General features: G+C 65.7%; 11 protein-coding genes and 1 pseudogene. 9 read left to right on the forward strand and 3 right to left on the reverse strand.

Features of this window, described 5'->3' with window-relative positions; genetic code table 11:
* Nucleotides 1–8: 8 nt before the first annotated feature.
* Nucleotides 9–830: an enoyl-CoA hydratase-related protein gene (locus AWB76_RS32380; RefSeq protein WP_082864579.1), complete on the forward strand. Its 822-nt coding sequence runs from the start codon at nt 9–11 to the stop codon at nt 828–830.
* Nucleotides 831–894: 64 nt separating this feature from the next.
* Nucleotides 895–2268: an MFS transporter gene (locus AWB76_RS32385; protein WP_061164192.1), complete on the forward strand. Its 1374-nt coding sequence runs from the start codon at nt 895–897 to the stop codon at nt 2266–2268.
* A 45-nt stretch (nt 2269–2313) separates the two neighbouring features.
* Here AWB76_RS32385 and AWB76_RS32390 read toward each other — a convergent pair whose 3' ends face one another.
* A complete protein-coding gene (locus AWB76_RS32390; RefSeq protein WP_061164193.1) occupies nt 2314–3690 on the reverse strand; it encodes an NAD-dependent succinate-semialdehyde dehydrogenase in 1377 nt (458 codons plus the stop codon).
* Nucleotides 3691–3853: 163 nt separating this feature from the next.
* Between AWB76_RS32390 and AWB76_RS32395 the strand changes: the two genes are divergently transcribed.
* Nucleotides 3854–4834 (forward strand): AraC family transcriptional regulator, encoded by a 981-nt coding sequence (locus tag AWB76_RS32395; protein WP_082864577.1) that lies wholly within the window; start codon nt 3854–3856, stop codon nt 4832–4834.
* A 23-nt stretch (nt 4835–4857) separates the two neighbouring features.
* Here AWB76_RS32395 and AWB76_RS32400 read toward each other — a convergent pair whose 3' ends face one another.
* Entirely contained in the window at nt 4858–5811 is a 954-nt protein-coding gene (locus AWB76_RS32400) for a LysR family transcriptional regulator (protein WP_061164194.1), read from the reverse strand.
* A 185-nt stretch (nt 5812–5996) separates the two neighbouring features.
* Between AWB76_RS32400 and AWB76_RS32405 the strand changes: the two genes are divergently transcribed.
* From AWB76_RS32405 to AWB76_RS32430, 6 genes and pseudogenes are all read left to right on the forward strand, one after another.
* On the forward strand, nt 5997–8042 hold the full coding sequence (locus tag AWB76_RS32405) for a hydantoinase/oxoprolinase family protein (protein WP_061164213.1): 2046 nt from the start codon (nt 5997–5999) through the stop codon (nt 8040–8042).
* 4 nt (nt 8043–8046) lie between these two features.
* Nucleotides 8047–9780, forward strand: a complete 1734-nt coding sequence (locus AWB76_RS32410; protein ID WP_061164195.1) for a hydantoinase B/oxoprolinase family protein — start codon at nt 8047–8049, stop codon at nt 9778–9780.
* Nucleotides 9777–10946, forward strand: a complete 1170-nt coding sequence (locus tag AWB76_RS32415) for a CaiB/BaiF CoA transferase family protein (protein WP_082864578.1) — start codon at nt 9777–9779, stop codon at nt 10944–10946. The genes AWB76_RS32410 and AWB76_RS32415 overlap by 4 nt, the downstream gene beginning before the upstream one ends.
* Nucleotides 10943–11755 carry an enoyl-CoA hydratase-related protein gene (locus AWB76_RS32420; protein ID WP_061164196.1) on the forward strand — a complete coding sequence of 271 codons (813 nt, stop codon included), beginning with the start codon at nt 10943–10945 and terminating at the stop codon, nt 11753–11755. The genes AWB76_RS32415 and AWB76_RS32420 overlap by 4 nt, the downstream gene beginning before the upstream one ends.
* 31 nt (nt 11756–11786) lie before the next feature.
* Nucleotides 11787–13148, forward strand: a pseudogene (locus tag AWB76_RS32425) (MFS transporter).
* Nucleotides 13149–13160: 12 nt separating this feature from the next.
* Nucleotides 13161–14096, forward strand: a complete 936-nt coding sequence (locus AWB76_RS32430) for a hydroxymethylglutaryl-CoA lyase (RefSeq protein ID WP_061164197.1) — start codon at nt 13161–13163, stop codon at nt 14094–14096.
* Nucleotides 14097–14098: 2 nt separating this feature from the next.
* On the opposite strand, the gene AWB76_RS32435 is transcribed toward AWB76_RS32430, so the two are convergent.
* Nucleotides 14099–14866, reverse strand: a complete 768-nt coding sequence (locus AWB76_RS32435; RefSeq protein ID WP_061164198.1) for an alpha/beta fold hydrolase — start codon at nt 14864–14866, stop codon at nt 14099–14101.
* Nucleotides 14867–14972 lie beyond the last annotated feature (106 nt).

The raw sequence follows: 14972 nt of genomic DNA on the forward strand, positions 1-14972 counted from the left end.
AATGCTTCGTGTCAGCTTATCCAAATGATGCCAATTCACGGGTCGAGTCGTCCGTCGATGACGGCGTGCTCGTGCTCACGCTCAACAGTCCCGGCGACGGCAACGCGCTCGACGTCGCGATGACGGAGGCATTGTCGGACGCGCTCGAACAGGTCAACGACCGGCGCGACGTGCACTGCGTGCTGCTGCGTTCGTCCTCGCGGCACTTCTGCACGGGCGGCAATGTGAAGGACATGCAAAGCGGCAGCGACCTCATGAGCGGCAGCGTCGAGGACGTACGCGACCGCTTGCATCGCAGCCTGCACAGGATCACGCGCGCGCTGAGCAGTCTCGACGTGCCCTCGGTGTGCGCGGTCAACGGCGCCGCGGTCGGAGCGGGCTGCGATCTCGCGTTGATGTGCGATATCCGCTTAGCGAGCACGAAAGCCGTGTTCGCAGAAAGTTTCTTGCGGCTCGGACTGGTGTCGGGGATCGGCGGATCGTGGTTCCTCGCGCGAATGGTGGGCTATGCGAAGGCGCTCGAACTGACGCTGACCAGCGAGTTTATCGACGCCGACGCGGCGCTCGGCCTCGGCATCGTGTCGAAGGTCGTGCCGGAGGATGCGCTCGACAGCGAGGCGCTGTCACTGGCGAAGCACATCGCGCACAACCCGCCGATTGCGCTGCGCATGGCGAAGCGGCTCGTGCGCGAAGCGGCCGATGCTTCGCTCCCGGCGACGCTCGAGATGGCGGCGAGCATGCAGGCCATTCTGTTGTGCGGTCGCGAGCACAAGGAGGCGGTCGGCCGGTTTCTGGAACAGCAGGCGGCGAAGAAGCGCACGCACAACTGATGCGCCGATACGGCCACTGCGTCGAACGCGCGGGGCCTCACACACCGAATCACAGGAGACGACCATGTCCACGAATTCCGGCGCCCGATATGCCAAGCCCGGCATGCTGCGGATCATCGCCACATCGAGCCTCGGCACGATGCTCGAGTACTACGATTTCTTCGTCTATGTCGCGCTGACATCGACGCTCACGCACTTGTTTCTTCCATCGACGGACCGGACCGTCGCCGCGATGGCGGGTGTCGCCACGTTCGGCATCGCGTATGTCGCGCGGCCACTGGGCACGATCATCTTCAGCCCGATGGCCGACCGGATCGGACGCAAGAAGACCTTCGTCATCACGCTCGCGATCATGGGTATCGCGACGGTGGGCATCGGCTGCCTGCCGACGTACGCTGCGGCGGGCGTGCTCGCGCCGATCGGCCTCATCACATTGCGCGTGGTGCAAGGCATCGCGCTCGGCGGCGAATACGGGTCCGCGGTGGTCTACGTGATGGAGCATGCGCCCGCAGGCCGCAAAGGCATGGCGACCAGCGTGCTGCAAAGTACCGCGAGCCTCGGCCTGCTGCTGGCGCTCGCGATCGTGTCGGCGCTGAAGTTCGCGCTCGATGCAGCGGCATTCGAATCCTGGGGCTGGCGCGTTCCGTTCCTGATCTCGGCGCCGATCGTCGCGGTGGCGACATGGATCCGGCTCGGCATGACCGAGACGCCCGTGTTCGCGGAGATGAAGCAGGCCGGCCGTCTGTCGAAATCGCCGCTGCAGGACACGTTGTCGAGCGCGACGTCGTGGAAGGCGATTCTCGTCGCGATGTTCGGCGCGCAAGGCGGAACGTCGGTGTCGCTCTATACGTCGATCGTCTACATGCTGTACTTCCTGCAGAACGTGTTGAAGGTCGATCCCGCGCGCGCGAATCTGTGCCTCGGTGTCGCGATCGTCGTGGCTGCGCCGCTTTATCCGGTATTCGGCCGGCTGTCCGATGCCATCGGCCGCGCGCGCGTGATGTTGATCGGCATCGTGCTGTGGATACTTGCGGCGTATCCGGCGTTCGCGGGCATCAGGACGAATGCGCTCGCGGGCGGCTGGGCCACGGTGACGCTGCTCGTCGCGTTGCTGGCGGTGTTGACCGCGATGATCATGGCGCCGCTGCCCGCGTTCATCGCCGAATGTTTTCCGCCGCAAAGCAGGACCACGGGCTTCGGATTGTCGCAACAGCTCGGCAATGTGCTGTTCGGCGGGTTTCTCCCGTTGATCAGTCTTTCGCTCGTCAACCTGACGGGCAATCCGCTCGCAGGCGTCGGGTACTCGATCGCGTCGCTGTTGCCCTGTCTCGCCGTCACGTTCTTCTGGGGACTGCGGCAGGATCGGCTCATCCGTCAGCGCAATCGCGACGTCCAGTGCGCAAGTCCTGCCGACGCGGCCCAGTTGCCCGTGCGCTAAGAGGTGAAGCGAGGCGCGGCATCGCGATGTCGCGCCTCGCGTCGTTCAGGCGAGACCGCCCATCAGCGTGTATTTGACGTGCACATATTCCTCGATTCCATGATGACTGCCTTCGCGCCCGTAGCCGGATTGCTTCACGCCGCCGAATGGCACCGACGCCGTGCCGACCGAGCCGGAATTCAGAATCACCATGCCCGCTTCGATGTTGCGCGACAGCCGGAACGCGCGGCCCAGATCGCGCGTGAACGCATAGGCGACGAGACCATATTCGCTGTCGTTGCTGCGCGCGATGACCTCGGCTTCGCTCGAGAAGCGATAGATCGGGAAGACGGGTCCGAATATTTCGGTCGAGGCGATCGGCATATCGTCCGCGACATCGACGAGGATGGTGGGCGCGTAGAAGAGTCCGCCCTTCGCGTGCGGATGTCCGCCGAGCACGGCCTGGGCGCCGCGTTCACGCGCATCGTCGACGAGCTGGCCGACCTTGTCGATGGCCGCGCGATTGATCAACGGACCGACGACGAACCGTTCCTGCAACCCTTGATCGACCGGAATCGCTTCGACGAGCGCCTTGACGCGCTCAACGAAGGCATCGTGCACGCTCGCCTGAACATACACGCGGTTCGGCGAGATGCAGACCTGCCCGCTGTTGCGCAGCTTCGCGGACACGAGCGCTTGTGCGGCTTCGTCGAGATCGGCATCGTCGAAGACGATGAACGGCGCGTTGCCGCCCAGTTCCATCGTCATGGTCTTCAGCGTGCCCGCGCACTGCGCGGCGAGCAGCTTGCCGACTGCGGTCGAGCCCGTGAACGAGATCTTCCGGATGCGCGGTTCATCGGTGATCAGCGTGCCGATCTGCACCGGGTCGCCGGTCACCATTTCGAACACGCCTTCCGGAATGCCGGCGCGGCGCGCGTATTCGAGCAGCTTGTACGCGGTCAGCGGGGTTTCCTCGGCAGGCTTCAGGAGGATCGTGCAGCCCGCCGCGAGCGCGGTCGCCACCTTGCGCGTGATCATCATGAGCGGGAAATTCCACGGCGTGATCGCCGCGACCGGACCGACCGGCTCTTTCGTGACGATCACCGCGGCGTCTTTCGCGTGCGTGGGAATGGTATCGCCGTACACGCGTTTCGCTTCCTCCGCGTACCATTCGACGAAGCCCAGCCCATACTCGATTTCGCCGAACGCTTCCGCAAGGCACTTGCCGTTCTCGCGGCACATCAGTTCGGCGAATGCGGTCTTGTCGGCGCTGACGAGATCGAACCATTTACGCAGCAGCGCGCTGCGTTCGCGCGCGAGGGTGCGCGACCACGCCGGAAAGGCCGCGCATGTGCGATCGATGGCCGCGCGCACCTGCGCTTCCGAATGATGTTCGACTTGCCCGACGAGCGTGCCGTCGGCGGGATTGAGTACATCGATCATGCTTTTCTCCGAAGTAAGTGAGACTGCTCGGCGCATCGGCGCAACGCGATTCACGGATGCGGATGCATGATCGAATGTTAGGGATGTGGCGTCGTGACGAGAACGCGTGATCGTCTGCGAAGCTTGCCCGATTCTATGAACACGCCTTGATCGAACTCGAAGCATGAAAACGCATTGCTTTCCCGGATTGCCGGCGATGGAAACCGAAGGCGCAGCACTCGCTCGGGTGCACGCTTCGATGGTGAGCCGGCTCCTGGAACTGGCGCCGAACGAAGGCTACAACGCGACGCCAATGCCGGACATTCGCCTGCTGCGATCGAACCGCCCGCTGACGCGCACGCCGGTGCTGTACGAGCCCGGCATCGTCGTCATCGCACAAGGCCGCAAGCGCGGCTATCTCGGCAGCACGGTCTATGTCTACGATGCGCAGCACTATCTGGCGGTCGCTTTGCCGCTGCCGTTCTCGATGGAAACCGACGCCACCGCCGACGAACCGTTGCTCGCGGTGTACGTGCGTCTCGATCCGGCGATTGCCGCCGACGTGCTCTTGCAAATCGACGAGCGCAACGGCGTGGTGCCGGGCGAGCCGGGCGGCATGGCCACGACGCGGCTCGATCTGGCGCTCGGCGAAACCATGCTGCGGTTCCTCGACGCGATGCGCGACCCGCTCGAAGCCGCGCTACTGGGGCCGGCGCTGGTGCGGGAGATTTACTTTCGCGTGTTCATCGGCGAGCAGGGCGCTTCGATGCGCGCGGCGCTCGACCTGGACGGACACTTTGGGCGAATTTCCAGAGTGCTGCGCAAGATCCATTCGAGCTATGCCGAGGCGCTGACGATCGAATCGCTCGCAAGGGAAGCGGCAATGAGCGTGCCGTCGTTTCATATGCACTTCAAGGCGGCCACGAAGACGTCTCCGCTGCAGTACATCAAGTCGACGCGATTGCATCAGGCGAGGCTATTGATGGCGCGGCAAGGCATGACCGCGGCAGCGGCGAGCGCATCCGTCGGCTATGAGAGCGCGTCGCAGTTCAGCCGCGAGTTCAAGCGGCTCTTCGGCGGCACGCCTTCCGAAGAATTACGCAGGATGAAGCGGCATTTCGCGGTGCCGGAGGCGGGGCCGTCGCTCTATGTTTCGTCGCATTGAATCGTGGGCGGGGCTGTTCATCGTCAGATGTCGCTGCGATGAAGCTGCTCGTCCCGCTTCTCCTTGCATAACTCGATGAACCTCTGCACCGGCGCCGTCGGCGTGGCGCCGCGGCGCGTTGCGATGCCGTAGGGCGCGCCGCGCCGTTCTATGCGAATCGGCAGCACCGCCATCATGCCGTGCGCCTGAAAGTACTGCGCGACTTTCAGCGGCATGAGCGCGACGGTCCCAACGCTGGCTCGCAGCAACGACAACGTTGCGAACGTCGACGACGTTTCGATGGCGTAACGCGGAAAGGGCACCTCGGCGTCGTCGAAAAGCTGCTCGAGCAGCGAGCGCATCGGCAGGGCGGCTTGCGGCACGATCCACGGATTGTCCGCAAGCTCGTCGAGCGTCAGGCGCTGCACGCTCGCCAGCGGATCGGCGCCGTCCACCACCAGGCACACTTCCTCTACTTCGAGCGGAATGAAATCGTAAGCTTCCGGATGGACGCTGATGCTCGGCCGCCCGATGACGAGATCGAGCAGACGCTGATCGAGCATCGACAAGAGCCGCGCGCTGTTGTCCTCCCAGACCTCGACGGACACGTCCGGCTGCACGTGCCGCAGCGCACGCAGGATGGGCGCGAGCCATTCGGGCATCGAGCCCATCACGGCGCCGATGGCGAGCATGCCGCCGCCGCCGCGCATGATGGCCGCAAGCTCGTCGCGCAGCGCGCCGATCTCGGAGCGCACCGCGCGCGCATGACGGATCACGCAGCGTCCGAGTTCGTTCGGCACGATGCCGCGCGGCGAGCGCGCGAACAGTTCCGTGCCGAACATCGCCTCGATTTCGCGCAGCGACTTGGTCGTCGCGGGCTGCGAGAGCGACACCTGCTGCGCCGCCTTGCGCAACGACCCGTGGTCGTCGAGCGCGATCAAAAGCGCGACGTGATTGCCGCGCAGCCGCCTCAATATCGCATCGATACTGGTTATCACCGATATAACTCCAGCGTCTCACCTGATCGGAAGGTTTCATTATCTGGCCGCGCCGATGCCTCTTTAAACTGGCTCGGTCGATGTTCGTCACAGCCGGGCGCTCGACGGCGCGGCTCGATCATGCCGGAACACACGCGGCCTCGGCAAGCGAACCAGAAATCACGCATCCACAGGAGAGAGGCAAATTGAAAAGAATCGGACTCGATGTCGGGGGCACCTTCACCGATGTCGTGATGGTGGACGACGAAGAAGGGCGCATCTGGTCGACCAAGGTGCCGACGACGCCGAAGGATCGCGTCATCGGCACGATTGAAGGCTTTCGCAAGATTCTCGAACTCTCGGGCACCAGCAGCGCCGACGTGGCGTTCATCGGCCACGGCACGACGATGGCGACCAATATGGTCGTCGAAGGCACTGGCGCCAAGACCGCGCTCGTCACCACGCGCGGCTTTCGCGACATCCTCGAACTCAGGCGCGTGTCGCGTCACGACCGCGCCGATCTCTACGATCTGCTGTTCGACAATCCGCGTCCGCTCGTCGAGCGCCGCTGGCGGCTCGAAGTGAACGAGCGCCTGCGCCATGACGGCAGCATCGAAACGCCGCTCGATCACGGGCAGCTCGAAGCGCTCGCCGAACAGATCCGCGCGTCGGATATCGAGGCCGTCGCCGTGTGTTTCCTGCACGCGCACGTCAATCCGCAGCACGAACGCGAAGCCGTCGATACGCTGCGCCGCCTGTTGCCGGAGCGCTTCGTGTGCGCGTCGCACGAAGTGAATCCCGAATCGATGGAATACGAGCGCGCGAGCTCGACGGTCATCAACGCGATGCTCGGCCCGGTCTGCGGACGCTATATCGGCCGGCTCATCAACGCGCTGGCGCAGCACGGCTTCGCGGGCAAGTTCCTTTTCATGCAGTCGAACGGCGGGCTCGCGAGTCCGGCGATGGTCGCGGACAAGCCGATCGTACTGCTCGAATCCGGGCCGGCGGGCGGCGTCTCGGCGGCGATCCGCAACTGCGAGAAGAGCGAACTGAAGAACGCGATTCTCGGCGACATGGGCGGCACGACCTTCGATGTCTCGCTGATCCGCGACTCGCGTCCCGAACTGCGCAACAAGAGCCTGCTGCACACCTACACCGTGCGCTCGCCGAGCATCGACATCGATTCGGTCGGCGCGGGCGGCGGCTCGATCGTGTGGATCGACGCGGGCGGCGGCGTGCGCATCGGACCGGAGAGCGCGGGCGCCGATCCCGGACCGGCGTGCTACGGGCGCGGCGGCACGCGTCCGACCGTCACGGACTGCAATCTGGTGCTCGGCTATATCGATCCGGACAGCTTCCTCGGCGGCGAATTCAAGCTCGATGCGCAAGCCGCATGGCGCGTCGTCGATGAAGTCGTCGCGAAGCCGCTCGGCGTCTCCGTGCCCGAAGCCGCGCAGGTCGTGCGCTCGGTCGCGAACGCCTTGATGGCGCAGGCCATCCGCATCATGACGGTCGAGCGCGGTTACGACCCGCGCGAGTTCTCCTACATCTGCTACGGCGGCGCGGGGCCGGTGCACGCGGTCGATCTCGCGCACGAAATGGGCATCCGGCGCGTGGTGATTCCGCCGCTGCCGGGTCTTTTCAGCGCGTTCGGCATGACGGTCGCGGACCAGCAATACGACTATCAGCGTCCGCTGGAAAGCGATCTCGCGATGATCGACGACGCGACCCTGCACGCCGCGCTCGACGAACTGGCAGCGCTCGGCATGAACGAGCTCGAACGTCACGGCGTCGAAGCGCAAGGCGTGAAGGCCGTGCGTCTCGCCGATTGCCGCTATGCCGGCCAGCCCGATGTGATCACCGTCGAAGTGCAGGCCGATGCGCAGGGCATCCGCGCGGCGCTCGCGCAGGCCTTCGAGGATGCGCATCTGCGGCAATGGAACTTCATCAGCAAGGACAAGCCCGTGATGGTCGCCAACGTGCGGCTGCAACTCGTGACGACGACCGGCTGGCGCGGCTCGGTCGCGAGCGCCGATGGCGGCGCGCTGCCGCAGCCGGTGCGCACCCGCGACGTGTATTTCGACGGCCACGCGCGCACGCTGCCGGTATTCGCGCGCACGCAGATTCCGGTCGGCGCGACGATCGTCGGGCCGGCGGTCATCGAAGAACACAGCAGTTGCGCGGTGCTGAAGGCGTCGCATGTCGCGCGCGTCGATCCCGATCTCAATCTCGTCATCGAACTGGCAGCCTGAATTCATGGACATCGTCACTTACGAAATCATCCGCAGCAGTCTCTTCGCGATCGCCCGTGAAATGAAGATCGCGATGATGCGCACCGCCGGCAGCCCGCTCATGCACGCGAGCGGCGATTCGTCGGCGGCCATTTTCGACGCCGACATGCAGCTCGTCGCGCAAGGCAACGACATCCCGACGATGCTCGGCTCGGCCGTCATCTCGACGCGCGTGTCCGTGGAAGCGGTCGGACGCGACAATCTGCGCCCCGGCGACGTCATCGTCAGCAACGACGCCTACGTGGGCGGCGGCAATCATCAGCCGGACGTGCAGTTCACGCGGCCAGTGTTCGCGGGCGGCCAAATCGTCGCCTTCGTGATGACGCGCGGGCACTGGACCGACATCGGCGGACAGTCGCCGGGCAGCTACACCGTCACGACCTGGGATGTCTTCGCCGAAGGCATCCGCATTCCGCCGGTGTTTCTGTATCGCAACGACGAGCCGGTGCCGGACATGCTCAACCTGCTCACGAGAAACAGCCGCAACGCGCACGAACTGCTGCTCGACATCCAGGCGCAGTACGCGGGCACGTTCGTCGGCGACCGGCGCATCGGCGAACTGGTGGCGAAGTACGGCGCCGAGGCGCTGCGCGACGTGATGAGCCAGAGCCTCGACCACTCGGAAAAGCTGATTCGCGCGGAGATCGCGCGCATTCCGGATGGCATCTACGAAGCGCAGGAGTATCTCGATCCGATCGAGGCGCCGGGCTGGAAACAGGAGCGTCCGCTGCTCAAGGTGAAGATCACCAAGACGGGCGATCACATCACCTTCGACTACACCGGCACCGGGCCGCAGGCGCGCGGCGGCATCAACTGTCCGCTTTCGGTGACGTGCAACAGCACGTGGTTCACGGTGAAGGCGCTGACCGATCCGGGCATTCCGACGAACCAGGGCTGCTACCGGCCGGTGACAATCATCGCGCCCGAGGGCAGCGTGCTGAACTGCCGCTATCCGGCGTCGGTGGTGTCGGGCAACACGGAGACTTCGCCGCGCGTGATCGATCTGCTGCTCAAGGCGCTCGCGCCCGCGGTGCCGGAGCGCATCACCGGGCAAAGCAACTGCGCGTCGTGCGCGGGGATTTTCAGCGGACGCGATACCGACGCGGCGCGCATCGCCCGTACCGGTCAGGAATTCGTCACCATGCACGACGTTCACGCGGGCGGCATGGGCGCGCGTGCGCAGAAGGACGGCGTGAGCGGCGTGCGCGTCTACGTGGGCAACGCGGGCAGTCAGTCGATCGAAATGATCGAAGCGACTTCGCCGCTGATGGTCGAGGAATGGTCGCTCGTCACCGACAGCGGCGGCGCGGGCCGCCAGCGCGGCGGGCTGACGTCGCGGCGCGTGTATCGCGTCGAATACGACGAAGCCACGTTCACCGTATCGGGCGAACGCGGACGTTCGGCGCCCGAAGGCCACTTCGGCGGTGAGGCCGGCACGCGCTTTCTGTGCGTCGTCGAGCGCGCGGACGGCAGCGAGCACGTGGTCGCCGCGAAGGGCGGGCAGACCGTCGTGTATCGCGGCGATCGGGTGACGGTGCAGCCCGCGGGCAGCGGCGGCTACGGCGATCCGCGCGAACGCGATGAGAAGCGCGTCGATGCCGATGTCGCCGATGGCTACATCAGCGCGGATGCAGCGGCGCAACGCTACGGCCGCACGCAGGAAACCGCCGACGCACCGCTCGAAGTCACCGCCGAATGAGCGCGAACGAAGCCATGAACCAGCCCTTGCCGCTCGCGGGCGTGTGCGTGATCGAGATCGGCCACAGTCTCGCCGCGCCGTATGCGGGCATGATCCTCGGCTCGCTCGGCGCGGACGTCATCAAGATCGAAAGCGCGGAACACGGCGACTATGCGCGCGACTGGGGCCCGCCTTTCGTCGATGGCGCGGCCGCGCTGTTTCATGCGGTGAATCACGGCAAGCAGAGCATCGCCATGTCGTTGTCGAATCCGGACGAAGCGCAGGCGTTGCGCGAGCTGATCGCGGGCCGCGCCGATGTCGTGCTGCAGAACCTGAAGGCGGGCGGCACGGAGAAATACGGTCTCGGCGGCGAGGCGATGCTGCGCATGAAGCCGTCGCTCGTCTATTGCAATCTCGGCGCGTTCGGCACGGCGGGGCCGCTGCGCGACAAGCCCGGCTACGATCCGCTCGTGCAGGCGCTCTCGGGTCTCATGAGCTTTCTCGGCCAGCCGGGGGAGCCGCTGTCGCGCATTCCGGTATCGGTAAACGACATGGGCACGGGACTGTGGGCTGCGATCGGCGTGCTCGCCGCGCTCTTCCGACGCCAGGCGACAGGCACGGGCGAGATCGTGTCCGTGTCGCTGTACGAGACCGCGATCAGCTGGGCGGGCATCCAGATCGCCGACTATCTGGCGTCGGGCGTGCTGCCCGGGCGCTGGGGATCGGGGACGGCCGCGATCGTGCCGCATCAGGCGTTCGAATGCGCGGACGGCACCATCATGGTCGCCGCGGGCAACGATCGGCTGTTCCGCCGCCTGTGCGGCGTGCTCGATATCGCCGCGCTCGCCGACGACGCGCGCTTCGTCACGAACGGCGCGCGCGTGAGCAATCGCGTTGCGCTGATCGACTTGCTGCACGTCGAGTTCCGCAAGCAGGGCAGCGCGCACTGGCTCGATGCGCTCGATCGGGCCGGCATTCCGTGCGGACCGATTCAGACCATCGATCAGGTCGTCGAGCACGAGCAGACCAAGGCGCTCGATCTGCTGCGTACCACCGACGACGGCGCGGCGACGGTCGTCGGCGTGCCGATTTCGTTCGGCGGCGCGCGGCCCGCGCGCACCGGCGTCACGCCGAAGCTCGGCGAACACAATCATCTGCTGGCGAAGAAAACACTGGAGACATCGTGAAACTTGCATCGCAACTTGTCGGCGCGCTCGACACGCTGACGCTCGAAGAAATCGACGAACAGATACTCATCGTCAAGCTGAACCGTCCGGAAGTCTCGAACGCGATCAGCACGACGATGGGCGAGGAGATCATCCGCGTCTTCGGCGCGCTCGAAGCGAACCCCGCGCTGTATCGCTGCGTGATCCTGACGGGCGCGGGCGAGCGCGCGTTCTGCGGCGGCGCGGACCTCAAGCAGCGCGAAGGCATGACCGACGAGCAGTTCGGCGTGCAGCACTATCTGTTCGAGCGCATGAACCGCGCGCTCACGTACTGCCCGGCGCCGGTCATCTGCGCAGCCAACGGCGCGGCGGTCGCGGGCGGACTCGAACTGCTGCTCGCCTGCGACTTCGCCTATGCCGTGAGCCACGCGACGTTCGGTTTCACCGAAGTGAAGCGCGGCATCATGCCGGGCGGCGGCGGCACGCAGCAACTGCCGCGCGCGATCGGCGCGCGGCGGGCGAAGGAGCTGATTCTGCGCGGCGGCAAGTTCACGGCGCAGGAAGCGCTCGCGTGGGGCGTCGTCAACCGGCTGTGCGAGCCGGGACGTGTGCTCGCCGACGCCATCGACGCCGCGCGCGACATCTGCACGAGCGCGCCGCTTTCGGTGGCGCAGGCAAAGAAGGCGATCGACCTCGGCATGCAGGGCGATCTGCGCACCGGGCTCTATCTGGAAATCGAAGCGTACAACCGGCTGATTCCGACCGAGGATCGTCTCGAAGGCATCAGCGCCTACAACGAGAAGCGCTCGCCGCGATTCAAAGGCCGCTAGACCAAAACCGGATTCACCGGAGGAGACAGACATGACACCCGACATCGGCAGCTTCGACAGGCCCAGGGCTGAAGCGACCTACGGCAAGATCACGCGCAGGCTCATCCCGTTCCTGTTCCTGTGCTACGTGTTCGCGTTTCTCGATCGCATCAACATCGGCATTGCGCAGCTCGACATGAAGCACGACGTAGGCTTCAGCGATCTCACCTACAGCATCGGCGCGGGCATCTTCTTTCTCGGCTAACTGCTGATGGAAGTGCCCAGCAATCTGCTGCTCGCGCGCATCGGCGTGAAGCGCACGTTCTCGCGCATCATGATCCTGTGGGGCTTGATTGCGGCGGGCACGGCGTTCGTCACGCTGCCATCGCATCTCTACACCGTGCGCTTCTTTCTCGGACTCGCCGAAGCAGGGCTGTATCCGGGCGTGATCTTCTATCTCACGCGCTGGTATCCGGTCGAGCGGCGCGCCAAGGTGATCGCCATCTTCACCTGCGCGACGGGCATCGCGGGCCTCTTCGGCGGCCCGCTGTCGGGCGCGCTGATGACGTACTTCAACGGCTATGGCGGCCTGCACGGCTGGCAGTGGATGTTCATCGTGCAGGGCTTGCCCGCGAGCGTGCTCGGCGTGATCGCATTCTTCTTTCTCGATGACGGCCCGCAGCAGGCGAAGTGGCTCACCGAGAGCGAGAAGGCGATCGTGCTGCACGACATCCGCAGGAGTTCGAGCGTCTCGACGAAGCACGCGGAGCACACGTTTGCCCGCGCGCTGAAGGATTTTCGCGTCTACGTGATGGGCTTTGTGTGGTTCACGCAGATCGCCGGCGTGTTCGCGATCGGCTTCTGGCTGCCGACGCTCATCAAGAGCGCGGGCGTGTCGAGCGCGTTGCAGATCGGCTGCTATTCGGCGATCCCGTACTTCGTGAGCTGGATCGCGCTGATCGCGCTGAACCGTCATTCGGATCGCACGATGGAGCGGCGCTGGCACTGCGCGATCGCGATGGTGTTCGGCGCGGCCGGGCTTGTCGTCGCGGCGTTCACGACGGGCAATCTCGCGCTGTCGCTCGCGGCGTTGTCGGTGGCTACCGCCGGCATCCTCGCGCCCAATCCGCTGATCTGGGCGATCTCGACCGACTACATCCGCGGCAGCGGCGCGGCGGGCGGCGTCGCGGTGATCAATTGCGTGGGCCTGCTCGGCGGCTTCGTGAGCCCGATGATCATCGGCTCGATCAAGACCATGACGAACAGCATGGCAGGCGGACTCGGCGCGATCGCGCTGCTGATGGTGCTCGGCGCGATCGCCGCCGTGGTGCTCGCGCCGTCGACGTCGGCGGCGCCCGTCGGCGCAGGACATACGGATGAAGGCAGCGATGCAGTCGCGGACGCGACGATTTGAACCGGAGCAGACATGAACGAAAGAGACGTGCAGATTCGCGAAGTCGGCTTGCGCGATGGCTTGCAGATGGTGCGCACGATCCTCGCGAGCGGGCAGAAGCTCGAATGGTGCGCGCGCATGGTCGATGCGGGCGTGATCGATATCGAAGTGACGTCGTTCGTGCCGCCGAAAGTCGTGCCGCAATTCGCGGACGCGGTCGAGGTCGCGACAGGCGCGCTCGCGATCGCGGGCCTTCGCGCGGCGGCGCTCGTGCCCAACCTGAAGGGCGCGCAACGCGCCTTCGATGTGGGGCTAGGCAAGGTGCATTACGTGCTGTCCGCGAGCAACGAACATAACCTGAAAAACGTGCGGCGCAGCACGGCGGAATCGGTGGAGGACTTCGAACGCATCGCGGCGGCGCGCGACGAACTGGGCCGCGATGTCATGCTCGGCGCGGGCGTGGCGACCGCGTTCGGCTGCACGATCGCGGGCAAGGTCGATGAACGCACGGTGCTCGGGCTCGCCGAAACGCTCATCGAAGCCGGCGCGCAGGAGATCACGATCGCCGATACGGTCGGCTACGCGAATCCCGCGCAGGTGCGCGCGCTCATGCGTCAGGTCGTGGCGCTCGCGGGGCCGGTGCCCGTCGCCTGTCACTTTCACGATACGCGCGGCCTGGGGCTCGCCAACGTCATGGCCGCGCTCGATGCGGGCGTGCGCGCTTTCGATGCATCGCTCGGCGGCCTCGGCGGCTGTCCGTTCGCGCCCAACGCGACCGGCAATATCAATACCGAGGACACCGTGTTCATGCTCGAAGCGCAGGGCCTGCGCACGGGCATCGATATCGGCAAGCTGCTGGCGATTCGCGAGACGATCAGCGCGTGGCTGCCGGGCGAGCCGTTCACGGGCGCGATCGCGCGCGCGGGATTGCCCGCGACCTTCGCCGATCGCGAGGCCATCGCGGCGTGACTTCAGTCAGCGGCTCGCGATGCCGCCGCGAGCCGTTCCAGCAGATCGGCAAGCAGTTCGGGCGCGAGCACCATCGCGTCATGGCCGGTGTCGATGCTCTCCCAGCCCCAGTCCGGGCGATGCGACCGGACCTGCTCGCGCACGGGCGCGAGCGTGTCGTATGAAGGATTCGCGCAGTGCACGTAGGTGCAAGGCAGCCCGTTGCCGAGCGGCGCTTCGAGCTGGAGCGGCGTGGTGTAGGTCGCGAGCGGATGCGGCGTGAGCCGCCGCCGGACCCATTCCGCTTGCGGATGATCGTCCGGAATGCCGGTGCCCTTCAGGTCGTTGACGGGCATCGCGATCGCCTGGCCGCTTGCGCCGACCGACGCCATGCGCTCATCGACGACGCTTGCGGGCAGCACATCGAACGCGGACTGGCCGCTTTGCGCGAGCAGGCTGTCGAGGAAGACGATCGTGCGCAGCATGTGCGCGATGCGATCGGCGACGCCTGACGCGACGAGTCCGCCGTAGCTGTGGCCGACCAGCACGGCGTCGTTCAATTCCTCCGTCTCGATGACGTTGACGATATCCTCGATATTCACATCGAGCGACGTGACCGATGCAATCAGATGATGGCGCTCGCCGAGTCCGGTCATGGTCGGCGCAACGACGCGATGTCCGCGCGCGATCAGTTCATCCGCCACGAAGCGCCAGACCCAGCCGCCGTGCCAGGCGCCGTGAATCAGGACGAAATTGAACCGCGTGCCGTTCTGTTGTGGACTGCTTTTCAAGTCGGTCTCCTGATCGATGTGCGCACATTGGCGAGTTCGAAGATCGTCTCAGAGATGAAGCCGCCACGCAACCGGTTACACATGCCGCGAACACCGCGCCGCTTAC

The sequence above is a fragment of the Caballeronia temeraria genome (assembly GCF_001544795.2).
Taxonomy (GTDB): domain Bacteria; phylum Pseudomonadota; class Gammaproteobacteria; order Burkholderiales; family Burkholderiaceae; genus Caballeronia; species Caballeronia temeraria.

Bases quoted from the DNA above. Each gene is read 5' to 3' on its own strand.
- AWB76_RS32395 (WP_082864577.1), top strand. From the start codon at position 3,854: ATGAAAACGCATTGCTTTCCCGGATTGCCGGCGATGGAAACCGAAGGC.
- AWB76_RS32385 (WP_061164192.1), top strand. From the start codon at position 895: ATGTCCACGAATTCCGGCGCCCGATATGCCAAGCCCGGCATGCTGCGG.
- AWB76_RS32430 (WP_061164197.1), top strand. From the start codon at position 13,161: ATGAACGAAAGAGACGTGCAGATTCGCGAAGTCGGCTTGCGCGATGGC.
- AWB76_RS32410 (WP_061164195.1), top strand. From the start codon at position 8,047: ATGGACATCGTCACTTACGAAATCATCCGCAGCAGTCTCTTCGCGATC.
- AWB76_RS32415 (WP_082864578.1), top strand. From the start codon at position 9,777: ATGAGCGCGAACGAAGCCATGAACCAGCCCTTGCCGCTCGCGGGCGTG.
- AWB76_RS32390 (WP_061164193.1), bottom strand. From the start codon at position 3,690: ATGATCGATGTACTCAATCCCGCCGACGGCACGCTCGTCGGGCAAGTC.